The sequence below is a fragment of the Ignavibacteriales bacterium genome (assembly GCA_026390815.1).
In the GTDB taxonomy this organism is placed as follows: domain Bacteria; phylum Bacteroidota; class Ignavibacteria; order Ignavibacteriales; family SURF-24; genus JAPLFH01.
Genome location: JAPLFH010000056.1, coordinates 86128 through 103017 on the forward strand (window position 1 = coordinate 86128; position 16890 = coordinate 103017).

At 32.7% G+C, this 16890-nt stretch carries 14 protein-coding genes; 7 read left to right on the forward strand and 7 right to left on the reverse strand.

What is annotated here, in order from left to right; all coding sequences use genetic code 11:
- Window positions 1–5: 5 nt before the first annotated feature.
- A complete protein-coding gene (locus NTX22_17465; GenBank protein MCX6152318.1) occupies window positions 6–1907 on the reverse strand; it encodes a sensor histidine kinase in 1902 nt (633 codons plus the stop codon).
- 152 nt (window positions 1908–2059) lie between these two features.
- Here NTX22_17465 and metG point away from each other — a divergent pair, with 152 nt between their 5' ends.
- The 5 genes from metG (at window position 2060) to NTX22_17490 (ending at window position 9347) form a co-directional block, all read left to right on the forward strand.
- Window positions 2060–4129 carry a methionine--tRNA ligase gene (gene metG, locus NTX22_17470; GenBank protein ID MCX6152319.1) on the forward strand — a complete coding sequence of 690 codons (2070 nt, stop codon included), beginning with the start codon at window positions 2060–2062 and terminating at the stop codon, window positions 4127–4129.
- A gap of 162 nt (window positions 4130–4291) precedes the next feature.
- Window positions 4292–6265 (forward strand): peptidylprolyl isomerase, encoded by a 1974-nt coding sequence (locus tag NTX22_17475; GenBank protein MCX6152320.1) that lies wholly within the window; start codon window positions 4292–4294, stop codon window positions 6263–6265.
- Window positions 6240–7061, forward strand: coding sequence for a peptidylprolyl isomerase (locus NTX22_17480; GenBank protein ID MCX6152321.1), 822 nt, complete (start codon window positions 6240–6242; stop codon window positions 7059–7061). Before NTX22_17475 ends, NTX22_17480 begins: the two co-directional genes overlap by 26 nt.
- Window positions 7062–7069: 8 nt before the next feature.
- On the forward strand, window positions 7070–8341 hold the full coding sequence (locus NTX22_17485) for a peptidylprolyl isomerase (protein ID MCX6152322.1): 1272 nt from the start codon (window positions 7070–7072) through the stop codon (window positions 8339–8341).
- A gap of 10 nt (window positions 8342–8351) precedes the next feature.
- Window positions 8352–9347 (forward strand): AAA family ATPase, encoded by a 996-nt coding sequence (locus NTX22_17490; GenBank protein ID MCX6152323.1) that lies wholly within the window; start codon window positions 8352–8354, stop codon window positions 9345–9347.
- Window positions 9348–9372: 25 nt separating this feature from the next.
- On the opposite strand, the gene NTX22_17495 is transcribed toward NTX22_17490, so the two are convergent.
- Window positions 9373–10431: an AI-2E family transporter gene (locus NTX22_17495; GenBank protein ID MCX6152324.1), complete on the reverse strand. Its 1059-nt coding sequence runs from the start codon at window positions 10429–10431 to the stop codon at window positions 9373–9375.
- A 213-nt stretch (window positions 10432–10644) separates the two neighbouring features.
- Here NTX22_17495 and pta point away from each other — a divergent pair, with 213 nt between their 5' ends.
- Both pta and NTX22_17505 read left to right on the forward strand, forming a co-directional pair.
- Entirely contained in the window at window positions 10645–11631 is a 987-nt protein-coding gene (gene pta, locus NTX22_17500; protein ID MCX6152325.1) for a phosphate acetyltransferase, read from the forward strand.
- Window positions 11632–11791: 160 nt separating this feature from the next.
- Window positions 11792–12373, forward strand: a complete 582-nt coding sequence (locus NTX22_17505; protein ID MCX6152326.1) for a glutathione peroxidase — start codon at window positions 11792–11794, stop codon at window positions 12371–12373.
- A 118-nt stretch (window positions 12374–12491) separates the two neighbouring features.
- On the opposite strand, the gene NTX22_17510 is transcribed toward NTX22_17505, so the two are convergent.
- The 5 genes from NTX22_17510 to NTX22_17530 all read right to left on the reverse strand — a co-directional run bounded on the left by NTX22_17510 (window position 12492) and on the right by NTX22_17530 (window position 16847).
- Entirely contained in the window at window positions 12492–14642 is a 2151-nt protein-coding gene (locus tag NTX22_17510) for a PAS domain S-box protein (GenBank protein ID MCX6152327.1), read from the reverse strand.
- Between the two features lie 235 nt (window positions 14643–14877).
- A complete protein-coding gene (locus NTX22_17515) occupies window positions 14878–15222 on the reverse strand; it encodes a rhodanese-like domain-containing protein (protein MCX6152328.1) in 345 nt (114 codons plus the stop codon).
- 91 nt (window positions 15223–15313) lie between these two features.
- Window positions 15314–15787 (reverse strand): Rrf2 family transcriptional regulator, encoded by a 474-nt coding sequence (locus NTX22_17520; protein ID MCX6152329.1) that lies wholly within the window; start codon window positions 15785–15787, stop codon window positions 15314–15316.
- Window positions 15788–15861: 74 nt separating this feature from the next.
- The gene (locus NTX22_17525; GenBank protein ID MCX6152330.1) at window positions 15862–16395 is read right to left on the reverse strand and encodes a BrxA/BrxB family bacilliredoxin; all 534 of its coding nucleotides are present in this window, start codon (window positions 16393–16395) and stop codon (window positions 15862–15864) included.
- Window positions 16396–16532: 137 nt separating this feature from the next.
- A complete protein-coding gene (locus NTX22_17530) occupies window positions 16533–16847 on the reverse strand; it encodes an SUF system Fe-S cluster assembly protein (protein MCX6152331.1) in 315 nt (104 codons plus the stop codon).
- Window positions 16848–16890 lie beyond the last annotated feature (43 nt).

The following is a 16890-nucleotide window of genomic DNA, read 5'->3' on the forward strand; positions in this document are numbered from 1 at the left end:
ATCAATTATTTTTTAAATACAACCTTGAACGAAGAACCCTGCCCTTTTGTACTATCAACAATAATTTCCGCATTATTAAGCACGGCATATTTTTTCACTAAAGCTAATCCCAATCCGTTCCCTTCAAATCTTCTGGAGTAACCTGATTCTTCCTGGGCAAATGGGCTAAACAGATTTTTCTGGAAATCTTTTGAGATTCCAATTCCAGTATCTTTTACTTCAACATAAATTTCATTTTGGTCATTTTTGTCTAAGATGAGTTCTATTTTACCTTTTGGAGTATATTTTATTGCGTTATCTATTAGGTTGGTAAATATTTGTGTAACCGTATAAAGATCGCAAAGTACAAGTTCAGTTACATTTTCATTTTTAAAAATAAACTCTAAATTTCTTTCTTTAGCTGTTGCTGCAAACTCCACATAAACAATATTAAGTATTTCTTTTTGAAGATCAATTTTTTTAGGATTCAATTCAAAATTACCGGTTTGAAGTTGTGACATATTAAGAATAAGATCAATAGTTCTTACCAGTCTTCTACCACCACTTTCAATAATCTGGAAACTTGAAACTAAATCATCATTCACTTTATCAATTAAATCATCCTTTATTAAAGCAGAAAAACTAAGAATAGTATTAACAGGAGTTCTGATCTCGTGCGACACCTGGGCAAGAAATTCTGTTTTTAATCTATCGGATTTTTCAGCTTCTTCCTTTGCTTTAATTAACTCCTTTTCTGCTTTACTTCTAGTTTTAATGTTCAAGAATAAAAATACTATCGTTACAGAAAGGATTAAAAATGCAATTGAAATTATCCAAACGTATTCAATGTATTCATTATAAAATGAAGTTGGTTTATTTATTACAAGTCGGTTTAAAGGAAGTTCACTTGCATTAATATTGAATTTTTTTAATTGGTTATAATCAAACAGGTATCTAAAATTTCCGTTTTCAATTACCGGAATTTTAAAAGCATTTTCACCATTCAAAATTTTGGCAGCCATATCTGCTAAGACAATACCTTGAGTAAATGATTTAACCTGTAAACAACCAACTACACCATAATTCAATGTTGAACTCCAACAACTATAAATTGGAACGTTCAACTTTCTGGATAATGTTAAAGCTGTCTTTTGTGGAGAAAGAAATTGTCCCTCAGCATCTGTCATTAATCCAAATAGAAGTATTAAAGAATTTGAAGCTGCTTTTTTTAGCGCTTCAATATCTGAAACAGAAAATTTCTTAAAAACTCTAAAATTTACAACGTTACTTAAATGTGGTAATAGGCTATCTATTAATCGATATTGTTGTTTACCTAAATTACTCTCATCAAACAGAACCAAAACATTCTTTATTTCTGGATGCAACACAATTGCTGTTTCAATCAACGGTTCCAGGCTAATTTTATCAACAATACCGGTTATAGATCTTTTAACTGCTGCAGCAGTATAATCAATATCTGAAATACCTGAAAACAAGATTGGGATATCAGGGAAATACTTGTCAGTTCGATCAATTAAGAACCGGAAAGATCTATCGTCAATAGCAACAATTAATTTTGGGTGCTTGTTTATAAACTTATCTCGAATAGTTTTTTCATCTTCTGGATTGTTATTAATTGATAATAATGAATTAAAATCGATATATATTGTTTCAGTTTCTACCTGGGGTAATTTATTAATTAAAGAAAAGACAAAACTGTTTAATAAGGAACTGGTCCATGTATATTCTGGCTCTTGGGATTTTATTATTAAAACGAAATTCTTGTGTGTTTCCGGTTGTTTTGCAATAAGTTCTGTTATAAGCAAATATTGAAAAACCAAAATTAAGGAAACTATTAAGATCACCTTAGCTGAGTTTCTGGGTGAAATAAAATTAGATTTTTGAAGATTAGAATGTGTATAGTTCATATTTTACAGTAAACCTAACAATAAAATTTTTATTAGGCGATAATTTGTGGATTAAATAATTCTTTAGCAATATAAATTCTAAAATAATTTTGTATTACATATTCTAAAGTTTACTTTTAAGGTATAATCCTTATATTTATTAAAAATTCATTATATTTCACACAAAAAATCTGAGCAAAATGGATAAAGAAAAAATTATTGTAACATCCGCCCTACCCTATGCAAATGGAAAAATTCACCTTGGGCATTTAAGTGGAGCTTATCTACCGGCTGATATTTATGTAAGATATAAAAGACTAAAAGGTGCCGACATCATTTACATCTGTGGCTCAGATGAGCATGGTGTTCCAATTACTATCACTGCTGATAAAGAAAAAGTAAATCCTAAGGAAATTATTGACCGTTATCATAACCTAAATAAAGATGCTTTCCAAAAATTTGGGATAAGTTTTGATATTTATTCTAGAACGAGTCTTCCAATTCATCACGAAACTGCAAAGGAATTCTTTCTAAATTTTTATAATCAATCCATATTAAATGAAAAAAACACTTTCCAGTTTTATGATGAAAAAGTAAAAATGTTTTTGCCAGATCGGTATGTTGAAGGAACCTGCCCTAACTGCGGCAATGAGCAGGCAAGAAGTGATGAATGCGAAAATTGTGGTGCATTGTACGATCCATCTGATTTGAAAAATCCAAAAAGTAAAATTACCGGTGAAACACCGGTGCTTAAAGAAACCACTCATTATTATTTCCCTCTTGGAAAGTTTCAAACGAGATTGGAAAAATATGTGGATGAAATGAACCAGGCTTATAATTGGAAAGAAAACGTGCTTCAATACTGCCGTGGATGGTTTAAAGATGGTTTACAGGATAGAGCGGTTACCCGCGATCTTGATTGGGGTGTTCCCGTTCCTCTCGATTCTGCCAAAGGAAAAGTTCTTTATGTATGGTTCGAAGCTGTTCTCGGTTATATATCTGCCACCAAAGAATTATCAATAAAAAAAGGAAATGAAAATCTTTGGAAGGAATATTGGCAAAATCCTGAAACAAAATATGTTGCTTTTATTGGAAAAGATAATGTGGTTTTTCATACCATAGTTTTTCCCGCAATGTTAATGGCTTGGAATGATGTAAGTAAAGATAAATTCATCCTTCCACAAAATGTTCCGGCAAATGAGTTTTTGAATTTTGAAGGAAAGAAATTTTCCAAAAGCCGGAACTGGGGAATTGATGTTGATGATTTTCTCAATCTATTTCCTGCTGATTCACTCCGGTATACACTTGCTGCAAATCTTCCGGAAAGCAGAGACACCGATTTTTATTGGAAAGAATTCCAGGCAAGAAACAATAGCGAGCTTGCAGACATTTTGGGAAATTTTGTAAATCGTACTTTTACTTTTGCACATAAACATTTTGAAGGTAAGGTACCAACAAAAGGAAGCCTGGCTACAATTGATAATGAAATGTTAAAGCTGCTTGAAGAATATCCGCAAATGGTAAGCGATCTTTTTGAAAAATATAAAATAAAAGATAGCGTTACAGAAATGATGAATCTTGCCCGTGCTGGAAATAAATACTTTAATGATTCCGAACCCTGGAAAACTGTTAAATTTGATAAGGAAAAATGTGGCAATACAATTAATATTTGTCTTCAAACAATCTATACATTGGCAGAATTATTCTCTACTGTAATTCCATTTACATCCGAAAAGATTTTTAAGATGTTGAATTCTGCGCCTACAACTTGGAATAATGCAGGAAATGAAAATCTGAAAGCAGAACATCAACTTAACATGCCGGAAATTCTTTTTAATAAAATAGAAGACAAAACGATTGATGAATTAACACTTAATCTTTATAAAGTTGATGAAGCAGTTAAACCGGAAGAATTTGAAGTAATTCCAATTGATGATTTCAAAAAAGTTCAGCTAAGAACTGCGCAGATTATCTCAGCCGAAAAAATTAAGAAAAGCGATAAACTGCTCAAACTTCAAATTGATTTGGGATCTGAACAACGGCAAGTAATTGCTGGAATTGCCCTAAGTTATCAACCCGAAGAATTGATCGGGAAAAAAGTAATTGTTGTGGCTAATCTTAAACCAGCTAAATTAATGGGTCTGGAATCAAACGGAATGATCCTGGCGGTGGAAAATTCAGAAGGCAAAGTTGATGTTTTAGAGGTTAAAGATTCTATTAAAGTTGGAACAAGAGTAAAATAAAGGCAACCATGGTTCTGAAATCAAAATAGATTTTAAGATCATCCTTCTTGGAAGTGCGATAACCTAAAGATTAATTTAATTCACAAATTCTTAATTACCTTGCATTTTTAGGGGGCTTTAAGTTAAATTTGAATTCAAAATTTCAAACTGGAGGTAAAATAAATGCGTATTCGGATTTCATTGGCTCTTATAATTATTACATCATTCATCGTTTCTTCCTGCTCCCCTGAGCATTCAAAAATTGTAATTGCCGAATTCGGCAAAGATAATCTTACTCTTGGTGAGTTCGAAAATGCATACGCTAAAAATGTTGGCGGAATTGAAACAGCTAAAAAAGATTCAATAGCAAAGTATATAAACTTTCTTGATCTATATGTAAACTTTAAAATGAAGCTTAGGGATGCCAGCGTTAGAGGTTACAATACAGATCCGGCTTTAAGTGCAGAATTGAATGATTATAAAGAAAAAGTGGGCATTTCCTATTTGATTGAAAAGCAAATTGTTGAGCCCGGCATAAAAAAATTGTATGATCAAAGAAAATATGAAATGAGAGTAAGTCACATCATGATCCGTCCAGATTCCGTAGAAGAAAAATCAAAAACTTTAGCTTACCAAATTTTAGATAGCTTAAAATTAGGAAAGAACTGGAATGACATGGCAAAAAAATATTCCGCTGACCAGTACTCTAAAAACAAAGGTGGAGATATTTATTGGTTAACTGCTGGTATGATTATTCCAGAATTTGAAGATGCTTTCTACAATACTGAGATTGGCAAAGTAAATCCAGTACCAGTTAAAACGCGTTATGGATGGCACATTATAAAAGTAACAGAAAAAAGGGAAAGAATTCCCCAGGTTAGAGCAAGTCATATTCTAATCGATTTCAGAATTGATTCCACAAAGACTGATTCTGTTGCAGCAAGAAAACAAATTGAAGACATCAAAAATCAATTGAACAATGGTGCCGATTTTGCTGAACTCGCTAAAAAATATTCTGAAGACCCGAGCTCTAAGGAAAATGGCGGCGATCTTGGATTCATCGAACGAAGAATGATGGTTCCGGAATTTGATGAAGCTGCTTTCAACCTAAAAAAAGGTGAGGTTTCAAATATCGTTAGAACAAATTTTGGCTACCACTTAATTAAGGTAACTGATACAAAACCTTATCCTTCATTTGAAGATGAAAAAGAAAATCTAAAAAAACTTTTTAAGAAAACCAGGTATGATAAAGCTTATGCTGATTTGGTAAGTAATCTAAAAGTGAAATATAATCTTAAACTTAACGAGAACACTATTTCTTTCTTTGCAAAGAATATAGATTCCACAAAAGTTGGTCCTGATTATTGGAAAAAATCCTGGAGAGACCAAATTAAGGATGCAGAAGTTTATTCTTACGCCGGTAAAAAAGTTATTGTAGATACTCTTTTTAGTCGAATGGAAAAATCAGCAGAGAATAACAAATTAGTTGATGCAAAAATGATTACTGCTGCAGCAAACAAAGATGGAGAAAACTCAGTTCTTGCAGAAGAAGCAAATAACCTGGATAAATCTGATCCACAATTTGCATCACTGATGGATGATTATAAAAACGGAATCCACATTTTCAAACTTCAGGATGATGAGGTTTGGAGCAAGGTTAAAATTGATAGTGTTAAACTTTTGGATTTCTACACAAAGAATAAAGATAAATACAATTGGACTGACAGAGTAAAATTCCAGGAAATCTTTTCTAGAAAAGATTCCTTAATAAATGTTTACTATGATAAATTAACCAAAGGTGAAAGCTTCGATACTTTAGCCACTAAGTTTACAGAACGTCCGGGCTTTAAAGAAAAAGCAGGCATGTATGATTTGGTTGATTTAACAAATCCTATTGCAACGGAAGCAAATAATCTGCAAATAGTTGGTAGTTATTCAAAACCATTTAAGAATGGCGGGGGCTGGTCTATAGTAAAATTGATTGCTAAAGAACCTGCTCGTACAAAAACTTTTGAAGAAGCTAAAGCAGAAGTTTCCGGACAGTTCCAGGAAAGTGAAAGTAAAAGACTTGAAAACGAATACATAGCAAAGCTAAAGAGTATGTACAAACCAGAAATCAATTACAGCAAACTTGAAGAAGCTTTCAAAACAAAGTAAAATTAAAATTGGCGTTATACTTCTTGCCGCAGTATTTATTGGCTGCGGCAATGAAGAGCCAAAAAAAAATTATGTTGCAAGAGTTGACGAATCTTACTTAACTAAAAAAGATATCGCTGCCGACCTTGATACTGTTAAACTTCAAGAAAGCCGCAGAGTTGAATATATAAGAAATTGGGTGGAGACTGAACTTCTTTATACTGAAGCTGTTAAAGAAGACATTCTTGATGACCAAGTTTACAAACGAACTTTGGAAAAATCCAAAAAGGAATTAGCCAAAGCATTTTTACTCCAAAAGTTTTTTGCTGAAAATGAAATTGAATATAAACAACAGGAATTGATCGACTATTACAATTCGAACAAGAATGAATTCAAATTGTTCTACGATTCTTATCTCTATAATTCAATTGTATTCAATGATGAAGACAAAGCAATTCTTTTCAGAACTACCTTAATTGAAAGTGATTGGAATAAAGCTGTAAATGTATTCAGCGGTGATCCATCGATAATATCGGAAAAAATAAATATATTATCATATGATTACCAGGTTCAACCGATTGATTTGCTTTCAATTATTCAGCAATTGCTTCCAAATGAAGTAAGTATAATTTTAACCATGGAACCAAAAAAGTATACGGTGGTTCAATTAATTAAAAAATATTCACGGGATGAAATTCCCGAATTTGAAATTATAAAAAAAAATGTTGAAGATAGATTTTTAACACTGAAAAAACGGGAATTGTTAAAAGATTTTATGCGGCAGCTCTACTTAAAGTATAAAGTTGAAATTAAATAAGGTAAAAAATGAAAAAGTTTTTGTTAATTTTTACACTGATTCTTATAGCTAATATTTACGCACAGGAAGCTTTAGATAAAATTGTAGCTGTTGTAGATAATGAAATTATTCTTCAGAGTGAGTTAGATTTTCAAACAAGCTTATTGGCATCACAGCAAAGAATTGATGCCTCTAAGCCAAACGTCAAAAAGCAAATACTTAATTCAATGATCGAAGAAAAACTTCTTTATGCAAAAGCAAAATTGGATTCAATTAGTGTAACAGATGATGAAGTTAGCCGACAAGTAGATTATAGAATCGAAATGTTCGTTCAGCAATATGGTTCTAAGGAAAAGGTAGAACAGGTTTATGGGATGAGCATAGAAAAAATAAAAAGAGAATTACGTGATGATGTTCAAAAATATTTGATGGCAGAATCTTTAAAACAAAAAATGTTTGGAATGATGGATGCCACCCGCAGAGAAGTTGAAGAGTTTTATAATGATTACAAAGACTCGCTTGGATTAATCCAGGAGAAATATAAGCTCGCACACATTTTTATTAATCCTAAAGCTGGAGAAAAAGTAAAACAGAATGCTAAAGAGCGAGCTTTGGCAATTTTGGATTCAATTAAAGCAGGTAAAGATTTTGCTGAAATGGCTAAGAAATATTCTGAAGATCCTGGCAGTGCAGTACAAGGAGGCGATTTAGGTTTTACAAAACGAGGAAGACTTGTACCTGAGTTTGAATCTGCCGCATTCTCTTTAGCTGATGGACAATTATCAGAACCAGTAGAATCTGTTTTTGGTTTTCATATAATTCAATTGGTGGAAAGAAAAGGCGAGTCAATTCATTCGCGTCATATTCTTATCAAAATAAAAGAAGATGCTGATGCTGATCTTAAAGCAATTGAACAGTTAAATGATATTAAGGACAGTGTAAGAGTTGGCAAACAATCTTTTGAGTATTATGCTAAGAAATATAGTGATGACAAGGAAACTGCAAAACTTGGCGGTCTTTTGGGAAATTTGGATCTTGGACAATTAGATAAAACACTTTTAGAAATTGTTGGCAAATTAAAAGTTGGTGAAATAAGTTTTCCTAAACGGATGGATCTTGGACAAGGAATTTATGGTTATCATATTGTTTACCTGATGACCAAGACACCGGAACATAAACCAAATTTGGAAATAGATTATAATGAGATAAAGCAAGCGGCAGAATTGCATAAGCAACAAAAGTTATATGTAAATTGGATGAAAGAACTTAAACAAAATATTTTTTGGGAAATCAGATTATAAAGGAAGCAAAGTGAATTATCCGAATGAAACTTCAGATGTTGCATTGGTAGAAAATCTTTCAGATTCTGTTAAACAGATTAAAAAAGAAATTGGTAAAATTATTATTGGTCAGGATGAAATTATCAATAATCTTCTAATCTCACTGCTATCCAAAGGACACTGCCTTCTTGTTGGTGTACCGGGATTGGCAAAAACTCTTCTTATAAAAACTCTTGCTGAAGTGTTGGATTTAAAATTCAGCCGAATTCAATTTACACCGGATTTAATGCCCAGCGATATTACTGGTACTGAAATAATTGAAGAAGATTCAGCTACTAAGAAAAGATCATTCAGGTTTATTCAGGGACCAATATTTGGCAATATCATTTTAGCTGATGAAATAAACAGGACGCCACCTAAAACGCAATCGGCTTTGTTGGAAGCAATGCAGGAACACAAAGTTACTGCTGCCGGCGTATCTTATACTTTATCAGAACCATTCTTTGTACTTGCTACACAAAATCCAATTGAACAGGAAGGAACTTATCCGTTGCCTGAAGCTCAATTAGATAGATTTATGTTCAATCTGTGGTTAGATTACCCATCGTACAATGAAGAAATTGAAATTGTAAAATCAACCACAAGCCAATATGCTGCACAACTTGCAAAAATTTTAACTGCTGAAGAGTTAGTAAAATTTCAGGATTTAATTCGAAAAGTACCGGTTGCTGATAATGTAATTGAATTCGCTGTCAACCTAGTAAATCAAACCCGGCCAAAAAATCCACAAGCACAAAAATTCATAAAAGATTGGATTAGCTGGGGTGCTGGTCCAAGAGCATCTCAATATCTTATCTTAGCTGCAAAAACAAAAGCTGTGCTGGAAGGAAGATTTACACCAAACATTGATGATGTAAAATATGCGGTTACACCAGTATTGCGCCACAGAATAATTGTTAACTTTAATGCAGAAGCAGAGGGAATATCTTCGGTAGATATAATCAAAAAGCTGATTGAAGGGAAATAAATTAGAATGGGCAAACTACGAACGACTACTTCTTAATTATCGAATAATTCTTATATCCATTATAAATTTCTTTTGCTGCTGTTCTAATAACAGTTGCAGTTGGTACTGCCAGCAGCATTCCAAAAACTCCCATTACCTGGCTACCTGCAATGATTAATATTATTATAAGAAGCGGGTGCATATCAACACTTTTAGAAAAAATATTTGGTTGAATGAAACCATTATCCAATGCATAAACAATTGAAAACATAATTAAAATCGAAGGGATCATTGAAAAATTTCCAAACTGAGCAATGGAAATTATCATCGCAGGAATTGATCCAATGATTGGTCCGAAATAAGGGATCAAATGCCCAATACCAGCTATTACTCCAATTGGAACTGCATTATTAACCCCCAAAATTGAAAGCCCAACTGCACTTAATACACCAACAAAAAACGCATCGAGAATCCATCCACGAACAAATCTTCCAAGCTGAACGCTGATTTGCCTGATAACCCAATAGGAAACTTCAAAATATCTGTTGGGCATAATATTCAAAACACCTTTTATAATTCCTTTATTATCTTTTAAAAGAAAGAATGTCATAAACGGAACAATTACTGCAACAGCAACAATCGAAACAATACTTGAAACCAGATTAGAAAGACTATCTAGAAAGTTTATGAAAAAAGAAGAGATCCATATTTCTATTTTTCCGGCTATAGTGCCGGATTTAATAAAAGGTACATAGGTTATTATTGTTTTATCCAGGCTTCTAAGAAATTGCTTGATGTTACTCTGATTGATTGAAGTGCTTAGATTTATAATTTGGTCAGTTAGTTGAGGAACCACATAAGAAAAACCCAGGAAAATCAAATAGAAACAAACAAGAATTGTAAAAAGTGTTGCAATAAATCTATTAACACCTTTATTCTCCAAAGCTGTTACAACAGGATTAAGAATAAGTGCAAGAAGAAGTGATATTACCAGCATCAAAATAATATCAACAAATAAGTAGGAAATTAATAACAAAGCTAACACAGCAGAAACAATCAGAAAAGATTTATTCAACCATTTGTATGTTTTTTCTGTAATCGGCATTTATTTCTTTATTTTCTCTTTTATCCCCTGCTAATATTCTGAATTAAAAACAAAATTTCAATTAAAAAGTTTGGGTTTGTTTAAAATTCGCAAAATCTATATTTCATCCCAACAACTAAGCAGGTATAAACACTTAGAATCTTGAAGTAAACTCATACCAATTTTTTGTATATTTACCAGCAAATTTTTCATCAATATTTATGGAACTTAGTTATGGCAGAAATTGAATTATTAGCAAGAATAAGAAAGAGTGCTGCTGAAAAAGGTAAAACAATTGTTCTTCCGGAATCGCACGATGATAGAGTTCTAAAAGCGGCAGAAGTTTTAGTAAAAGAAAAAATAGCCGGAGTAATTACGATTGGCACTGAGGAAAAAATTAAAGAGAGTGCGAAAAGATTAAACATAAATTTAGATTCAGTACAAATTATTGATCATGTAAAATCTAAGAAGCTGAATGATTTTGGGGAAATATTTTACCAAATGCGTAAAGCAAAAGGAAAAGAAATTCCGCTGGAAAAAGCAATTGAAACTATAAAGCGGGATATTTTCTTTGGCGCAATGATGGTTAAAGAAGGTTTGGTTGATGGCTCCGTTTCTGGCTCAACAGCAACTACAGCCGACGTGATGAGAGCTTCAATACAAGTTGTTGGAATGCCAATGGGAATTTCTATCGTTTCCAGTTTTTTCTTAATGGTATTTCCAGAAAAAGTTTATAGCTTTGCCGATTGCGCTGTTAACCCAAACCCAGATGCAAAACAACTTGCAGACATCGCAATATCTACAGCTGAGAATCATAAAAAGTTAACAGGTGAAGAATCTTATGTTGCTATGCTTTCATTCTCTACCAAAGGAAGCGCTGAACACGAGCTGGTAGATAAAGTTCGTGAAGCAACCAGAATAGCTAAAGAAAAACGTCCGGACCTAAACATCGATGGAGAAATGCAGTTTGATGCAGCAATAATTGAATCCATCGGTAAGAAAAAAGCTCCGGGCAGTTCTGTTGCAGGAAGAGCTAATGTGCTTATTTTCCCAGATTTGCAAGCTGGTAATATTGGTTATAAGATTGCAGAACGTCTTGGTGGTGCACAGGCAGTCGGTCCTATTAGTCAGGGATTAAGCAAACCATTCTTCGATCTGAGCCGAGGTTGCAGTGTAATGGATATTGTTAATACAGCGGCAATTGCAGTATTGATGGTGTAATCCTTTCACGAATAAAATATTTAAAATAGCGTTGTAATTAAAATTTACAGCGCTATATCTTTTAATCACAACAAATAATCCCCCGAATACATTGAACTTTGATTACAGAAGTTCTGTTTTAATTATTACAAATTCTAAATCAATCATTTGAAAGGGTACAATGAAAAAATATATTTTGATAATACTGCCAATATTTTTGATTGCAATAAAGGTAAATCTGTTCGCCGAAAAAAAAGAAAAGGACAACAATAAAATGAAAAATAATATCAGCGGTATTTCTGTTAAGGATATGAATTTAAAGGAAATTCCGCTTTCTTCATATAAAGGAAAAGTACTGTTGATAGTTAATGTGGCAAGTGAGTGTGGTAATACACCCCAGTATAAAGATCTGGAAGAGATTTATAAAAAATATAATTCGAAAGGATTTGAAATATTAGCTTTTCCGTGTAATGATTTTGGTCAGCAAGAGCCTGGAACGAATGAAGAAATAAAAAATTTCTGTTCAACAAAGTATGATGTTACATTCAAGCTCTTCAATAAAATAAAAGTTCTTGGTGAAGAAAAGGAACCGCTTTATAAAAAACTTACAGATAATGGAGTTACTGAAAAATCAGAGATTAAATGGAATTTTGAAAAATTCCTTATCTCAAGACAAGGTGAAATTGTTGAAAGATTTATGAACAAAGTAAAACCATCCGATTCGAGAATTATTTCTGCAATTGAAAAAGAGCTGGCGAGGTAAAGAAGTGTTAATTTCACAAACTCGATTCCAGGTTACTAATGTTTAATATAAAATTAGATTCGCAAAGCAAGCGATTGGATTGAGTTGTAAAAATTTCAAATTGAAATTGCGGTAAGATTTATTTTCTACCATGTTTGAAACAAATTGTAAACGTTGTTCCCTCTCCTTTCTCGCTATTTACAATTATTTTAGCTCCATTCATTTCAGTATATTTTTTTACCAGTGCTAAACCAAGTCCATTTCCTTCAAACCGTCTTGTATATCCGCCTTCTTCCTGGGAGAAAGGTTCAAACAGAAATGGTAAATATTCCTGCGAAATACCAATTCCCGAATCTTTAATATCAACACATATCTCATTGGTTAAATTCTTGTACAACTTTATTTGAATTTTACCTTTTGGAGTATACTTAACAGCATTGTCTAACAGGTTAATAAATATTTGTTGAAGAGAATACGCATCACCAAGAATTTTGGCATGGTCAATCTCTTTAAGGAATTCCAACTTAAGAAGTTTTAAGTTACTAGGAGTTTGAAATTCACGGATACATTCAAAAAGTATTTCCTTTGAAAGATCAATTTCAGTAATATTAATTTCAAAACTTCCTGTTTGAATTTCTGCCATATTTAATATTTGATCAATCGTCCGGATGATTCTCTTACCGCCATTATCAATACTATCAAAACTCACTTCTAAATCATTACTTAATTTTCCCTGCAATTCTTCTTTTAATAATGAAGTAAAACTTAAAATAATGTTTATTGGTGAACGAATCTCATGAGACATTTGGGCTAAAAAATCTGTTTTTAACCTGTTAGATTTTTCCGCATCTTCCTTGGCTTTTATCAATTCCTTTTCTGCTTCTTTACGTTCTGTAATATCACGACCTATAACTACAAGTCCTCTTCTTCTCCCATCCTGGTAATAAAGAGGAAGTTTAATTATATCAAAAACATGATAGGTCCCATCGCTTTTAGGGATAACTTCTTCAACACGCGAAAGTTTTCCTTTCTGCCATGAAGATTCATCGGAGGATTCAAAAAATACAAATGCTTTTTGATGAAAGCTGCTATACTTAGCAAGTTCAGAATCTTTTTTGCCAATATAATCCACACCCTCAAGATCAAAAAGTTTCAAATAAGCCTCGTTTGCTTTCAGCCATTGTCCTCCGCCATCTTTAAAACAGACAATATCCGGCATTGAGTTAATTAACATTCTAAAAAGATCTTCACTTGCTTTAAGTTCATCTTCAGCTTTAACTTTTGCAGTAATATCATTTGCAAGCACAAGAATTCCCTCACTTCCATCAGTTAATGGAAATTTAGTTTCATTTAGTTCTACAAAAATTATCTTTCCATCTTTACGAACATTTTTTACAATATGATGAAGGTTATTACCTGATACTAATTTTTTTATATGATCTTCAATCTCGTGTGCAGATTCAGGAAGCGCAAATAGGCTCACATTCTTTCCGATCAATTCTTCCCTGGTATAACCATGGCAATTATTTACAGGATGATTCACATCCAGCAAATTTCCCTTTTGATCAATTACCATTATTTCGCTTGGTGAATGTTCGAATAAAGTCCGGTACCGGTGTTCATTATCTGCAAGGATCTTTTCTGTTTTCTTATGCTCTGCAATCTTCTTATGCAATTTCTTGTTTGTTTCTTCAAGCTGGATGGTTCTTTCCAAAACACGTTTTTCAAGTTCTTCATTTAAACGAATAATTTCCTGTTCTGCTTTTTTTCGTTCGGTAATATCTCTTGCAGTTGCAATTACTGACTGAACTATTCCATCAATTGAATATTCAGGCACCAGCAACCAATCAATCCATATATGATTCGGCAGTTCAAATTCTATTCTGTTTAGCTTTTTTGATTTTATCACTTTTTCAATTGCTCTTTCCCAAATTTCTACCAAGTGTTTTGAAAATCCCATTTCTGAATGCGTTTTACCAATAAACTCTTCAGGTGAAAAACCTGTTTGATTTTTTACCGCGGGATTTACATATAGATGACGATGGTTGGTATCGAACCGCATAATTACATCAATTGAATTTTCGATAAAGGATTTGAAAGGATCAGTTGCAAAATTTGAGGAAATTTTCCCTTCTTTGTTCTCCTTTTCATTTGCAACTATTTTTTCAACTGAATTTTTCAAAATTTTACTTCTATAATTGAGTTGTGTGTTTGCCATATCCCCGGGTAGTGTTTTATTTAACTCCACTTTTTCAATTGGTAAGCTTTTCATTTTCTTGTTCGATTTCATAACTAATTTCAACACTTACAAAGTTGTAATTTAGTTGTTTTAAAGAAATCTTTACCTAGGAACAAGTAGCCCTCTTAAAGTATGTCATCAATATAGTAATATTATCAATTATTGTTTGAATTTTTTCTAGTGATAAATTTTCGGGAAGAGATTCTAATTTTATATTAATCAAACATATCTTGTTTGAAGAAATAATTACGGTATAGGGAAGTTTGCTTGAATTATATTGAATAGACTATTTTTCTATTTGCCCCCGCCATTTAATTATGCCACCATTCAAATTGAATACTTCCTGGAATCCTAACTCCAGCATATGTTTTACTGAAGAATAACTTCTGCTTCCGCTCCGGCAATAAACAAAAAATGTTTTAGTTTTGTCCAGGCTTTCAATTTTATTTCTGAAATCATCTTCGTAAAAATCTATGTTTTTGGAACCGGGAATATGCCCGCCGCCAAATTCCTCGGGAGTTCTAACATCCAAAATTTCGCAGCTTTTATTTTCTTCAATTCGTTTTGCAAAGCTTTCTGTATCAAGATTAAAATGTGAATCTGTTTTTAGGAAAGAAAATAATCCGGGCATAAAAACTACTCCTTTTACCTTTAAGTTTAATTGGATGTAAAAATTGAATTTCTGATTTCAAAAAATAATTTTTGAATCGTTAATAAATAATTTAGGATGAGAAGTTTGAATCAACATAATTACTGAACTTATAATCAAAGCTGTTCTGGCTTCCCATTAAATCTTTTAAAGTAGTATTCTTTAAAACACCATCAACGGAATTTTGAACAATGCGCCAAAGCGAACGAACTGAACAATCAATTGTGTTAGTGCAAATCAACTCAGCTCCGGTATGAGTATTACAAAAATCTTCCTCCTGAAATAATTTACCTCCTAGGCACTCCAATACATTACCAAGCACAATTCTTTCCGGTGGAATAGCCAAAGTATAACCGCCAATTTGTCCTCGGGAGCTTTCAAGAAATCCACCGAGTCTTAAAGTACGTAGTAGTTTAGCTACGTTGTGCTGGGAGATTCCTTCGTATTGGCTAATTTCCGGAATAGTGAGTGATTTATTTACCAGGCTGAATTTGGCAATTCTTAGCAGACAACGTAAACCATATTCCTCTTGTGCACTGAACTTCATTTTAACACCTTACAAATTTTCAATTGGCGTATTGAACAAATTAATCTTTTTGAAACAATATGCCATTAAAAGAATTAATTCAATTTTGGAATTGAAGAACCGCATGCTTTTGCATGTACAAGTTTTTCAAAAGATTCTTTAGTTATCGAAGGACCTTTTTTAGAACAGAACTTGTTAAAAATTTCCACCAAATCATTTGCAACTTTTTTCGCCGAATTTCCTTCAATATCCATCCGTTCCATCATATAAACTAATTTACCATCTTTAAATAATGCAGCAGAAGGAGAAGACGGTGCGTATCCAACCATTAAAGCTCTTGCCCTGTCAACAGCATCTCTATCCTGTCCTGCAAACACAGTAGTTAAATGATCGGGAATAATTTCATTTTGTAAAGCAAGATTAATTCCGGGGCGTGCGCTACCGGCGGCACATCCGCAAACTGAATTTATTACAACTAAGACGGCTCCTTTATTTGGATCCGTTAAATATTCATCTACTTTATCAGGTGTTTGCAATTCAACAAAACCAGTATAAAGAAGTTCGTCCCGCATCCATTGAACAGCTTCGGGATCGTAAATTGGTTGTCGTTTTATATTTATCTCGAACATTTTTTATCCTTTCAGAATAATTATTTGATAATTTCAAGAATGAATTGCTCAATTTTTTAAGTGTACAATTTAACAATTGTTCAATTTAGTTTTTCATTAACCAGTTATAACAAATATTTTATATTAAAGTACAGAGTTTAGAAAAATCCCAACTCAACTTTTGCAACTTCACTCATCATATCTTTGTCCCATGGTGGATTCCAGACTAAATCAATGTAAACGTCCTTAACATCTTTTACCGATTTTACTTTTTCTTTTACCTCGCCAGGAAGAGATCCGGCCACCGGACACATAGGCGAAGTTAACGTCATCTTTACCTGAACATTGGTTTCATCATCAATTTTAATTTCATAGATCAAACCTAATTCATAAATATCCACAGGAATTTCCGGATCGTAACAGGTTTTTAATCTTTGAATGATTTCCTTTTCTATAAATTGTTTATCTATCATACTTCTTAATATTTTCTATTTTTGAACAATAGTTAAATTGTTG

Bases quoted from the DNA above. Each gene is read 5' to 3' on its own strand.
- NTX22_17520 (MCX6152329.1), bottom strand. From the start codon at position 15,787: ATGAAGTTCAGTGCACAAGAGGAATATGGTTTACGTTGTCTGCTAAGA.
- NTX22_17495 (MCX6152324.1), bottom strand. From the start codon at position 10,431: ATGCCGATTACAGAAAAAACATACAAATGGTTGAATAAATCTTTTCTG.
- NTX22_17505 (MCX6152326.1), top strand. From the start codon at position 11,792: ATGAAAAAATATATTTTGATAATACTGCCAATATTTTTGATTGCAATA.
- NTX22_17485 (MCX6152322.1), top strand. From the start codon at position 7,070: ATGAAAAAGTTTTTGTTAATTTTTACACTGATTCTTATAGCTAATATT.
- NTX22_17475 (MCX6152320.1), top strand. From the start codon at position 4,292: ATGCGTATTCGGATTTCATTGGCTCTTATAATTATTACATCATTCATC.
- NTX22_17465 (MCX6152318.1), bottom strand. From the start codon at position 1,907: ATGAACTATACACATTCTAATCTTCAAAAATCTAATTTTATTTCACCC.
- NTX22_17510 (MCX6152327.1), bottom strand. From the start codon at position 14,642: ATGAAATCGAACAAGAAAATGAAAAGCTTACCAATTGAAAAAGTGGAG.
- pta (MCX6152325.1), top strand. From the start codon at position 10,645: ATGGCAGAAATTGAATTATTAGCAAGAATAAGAAAGAGTGCTGCTGAA.
- NTX22_17530 (MCX6152331.1), bottom strand. From the start codon at position 16,847: ATGATAGATAAACAATTTATAGAAAAGGAAATCATTCAAAGATTAAAA.
- NTX22_17515 (MCX6152328.1), bottom strand. From the start codon at position 15,222: ATGCCCGGATTATTTTCTTTCCTAAAAACAGATTCACATTTTAATCTT.
- NTX22_17525 (MCX6152330.1), bottom strand. From the start codon at position 16,395: ATGTTCGAGATAAATATAAAACGACAACCAATTTACGATCCCGAAGCT.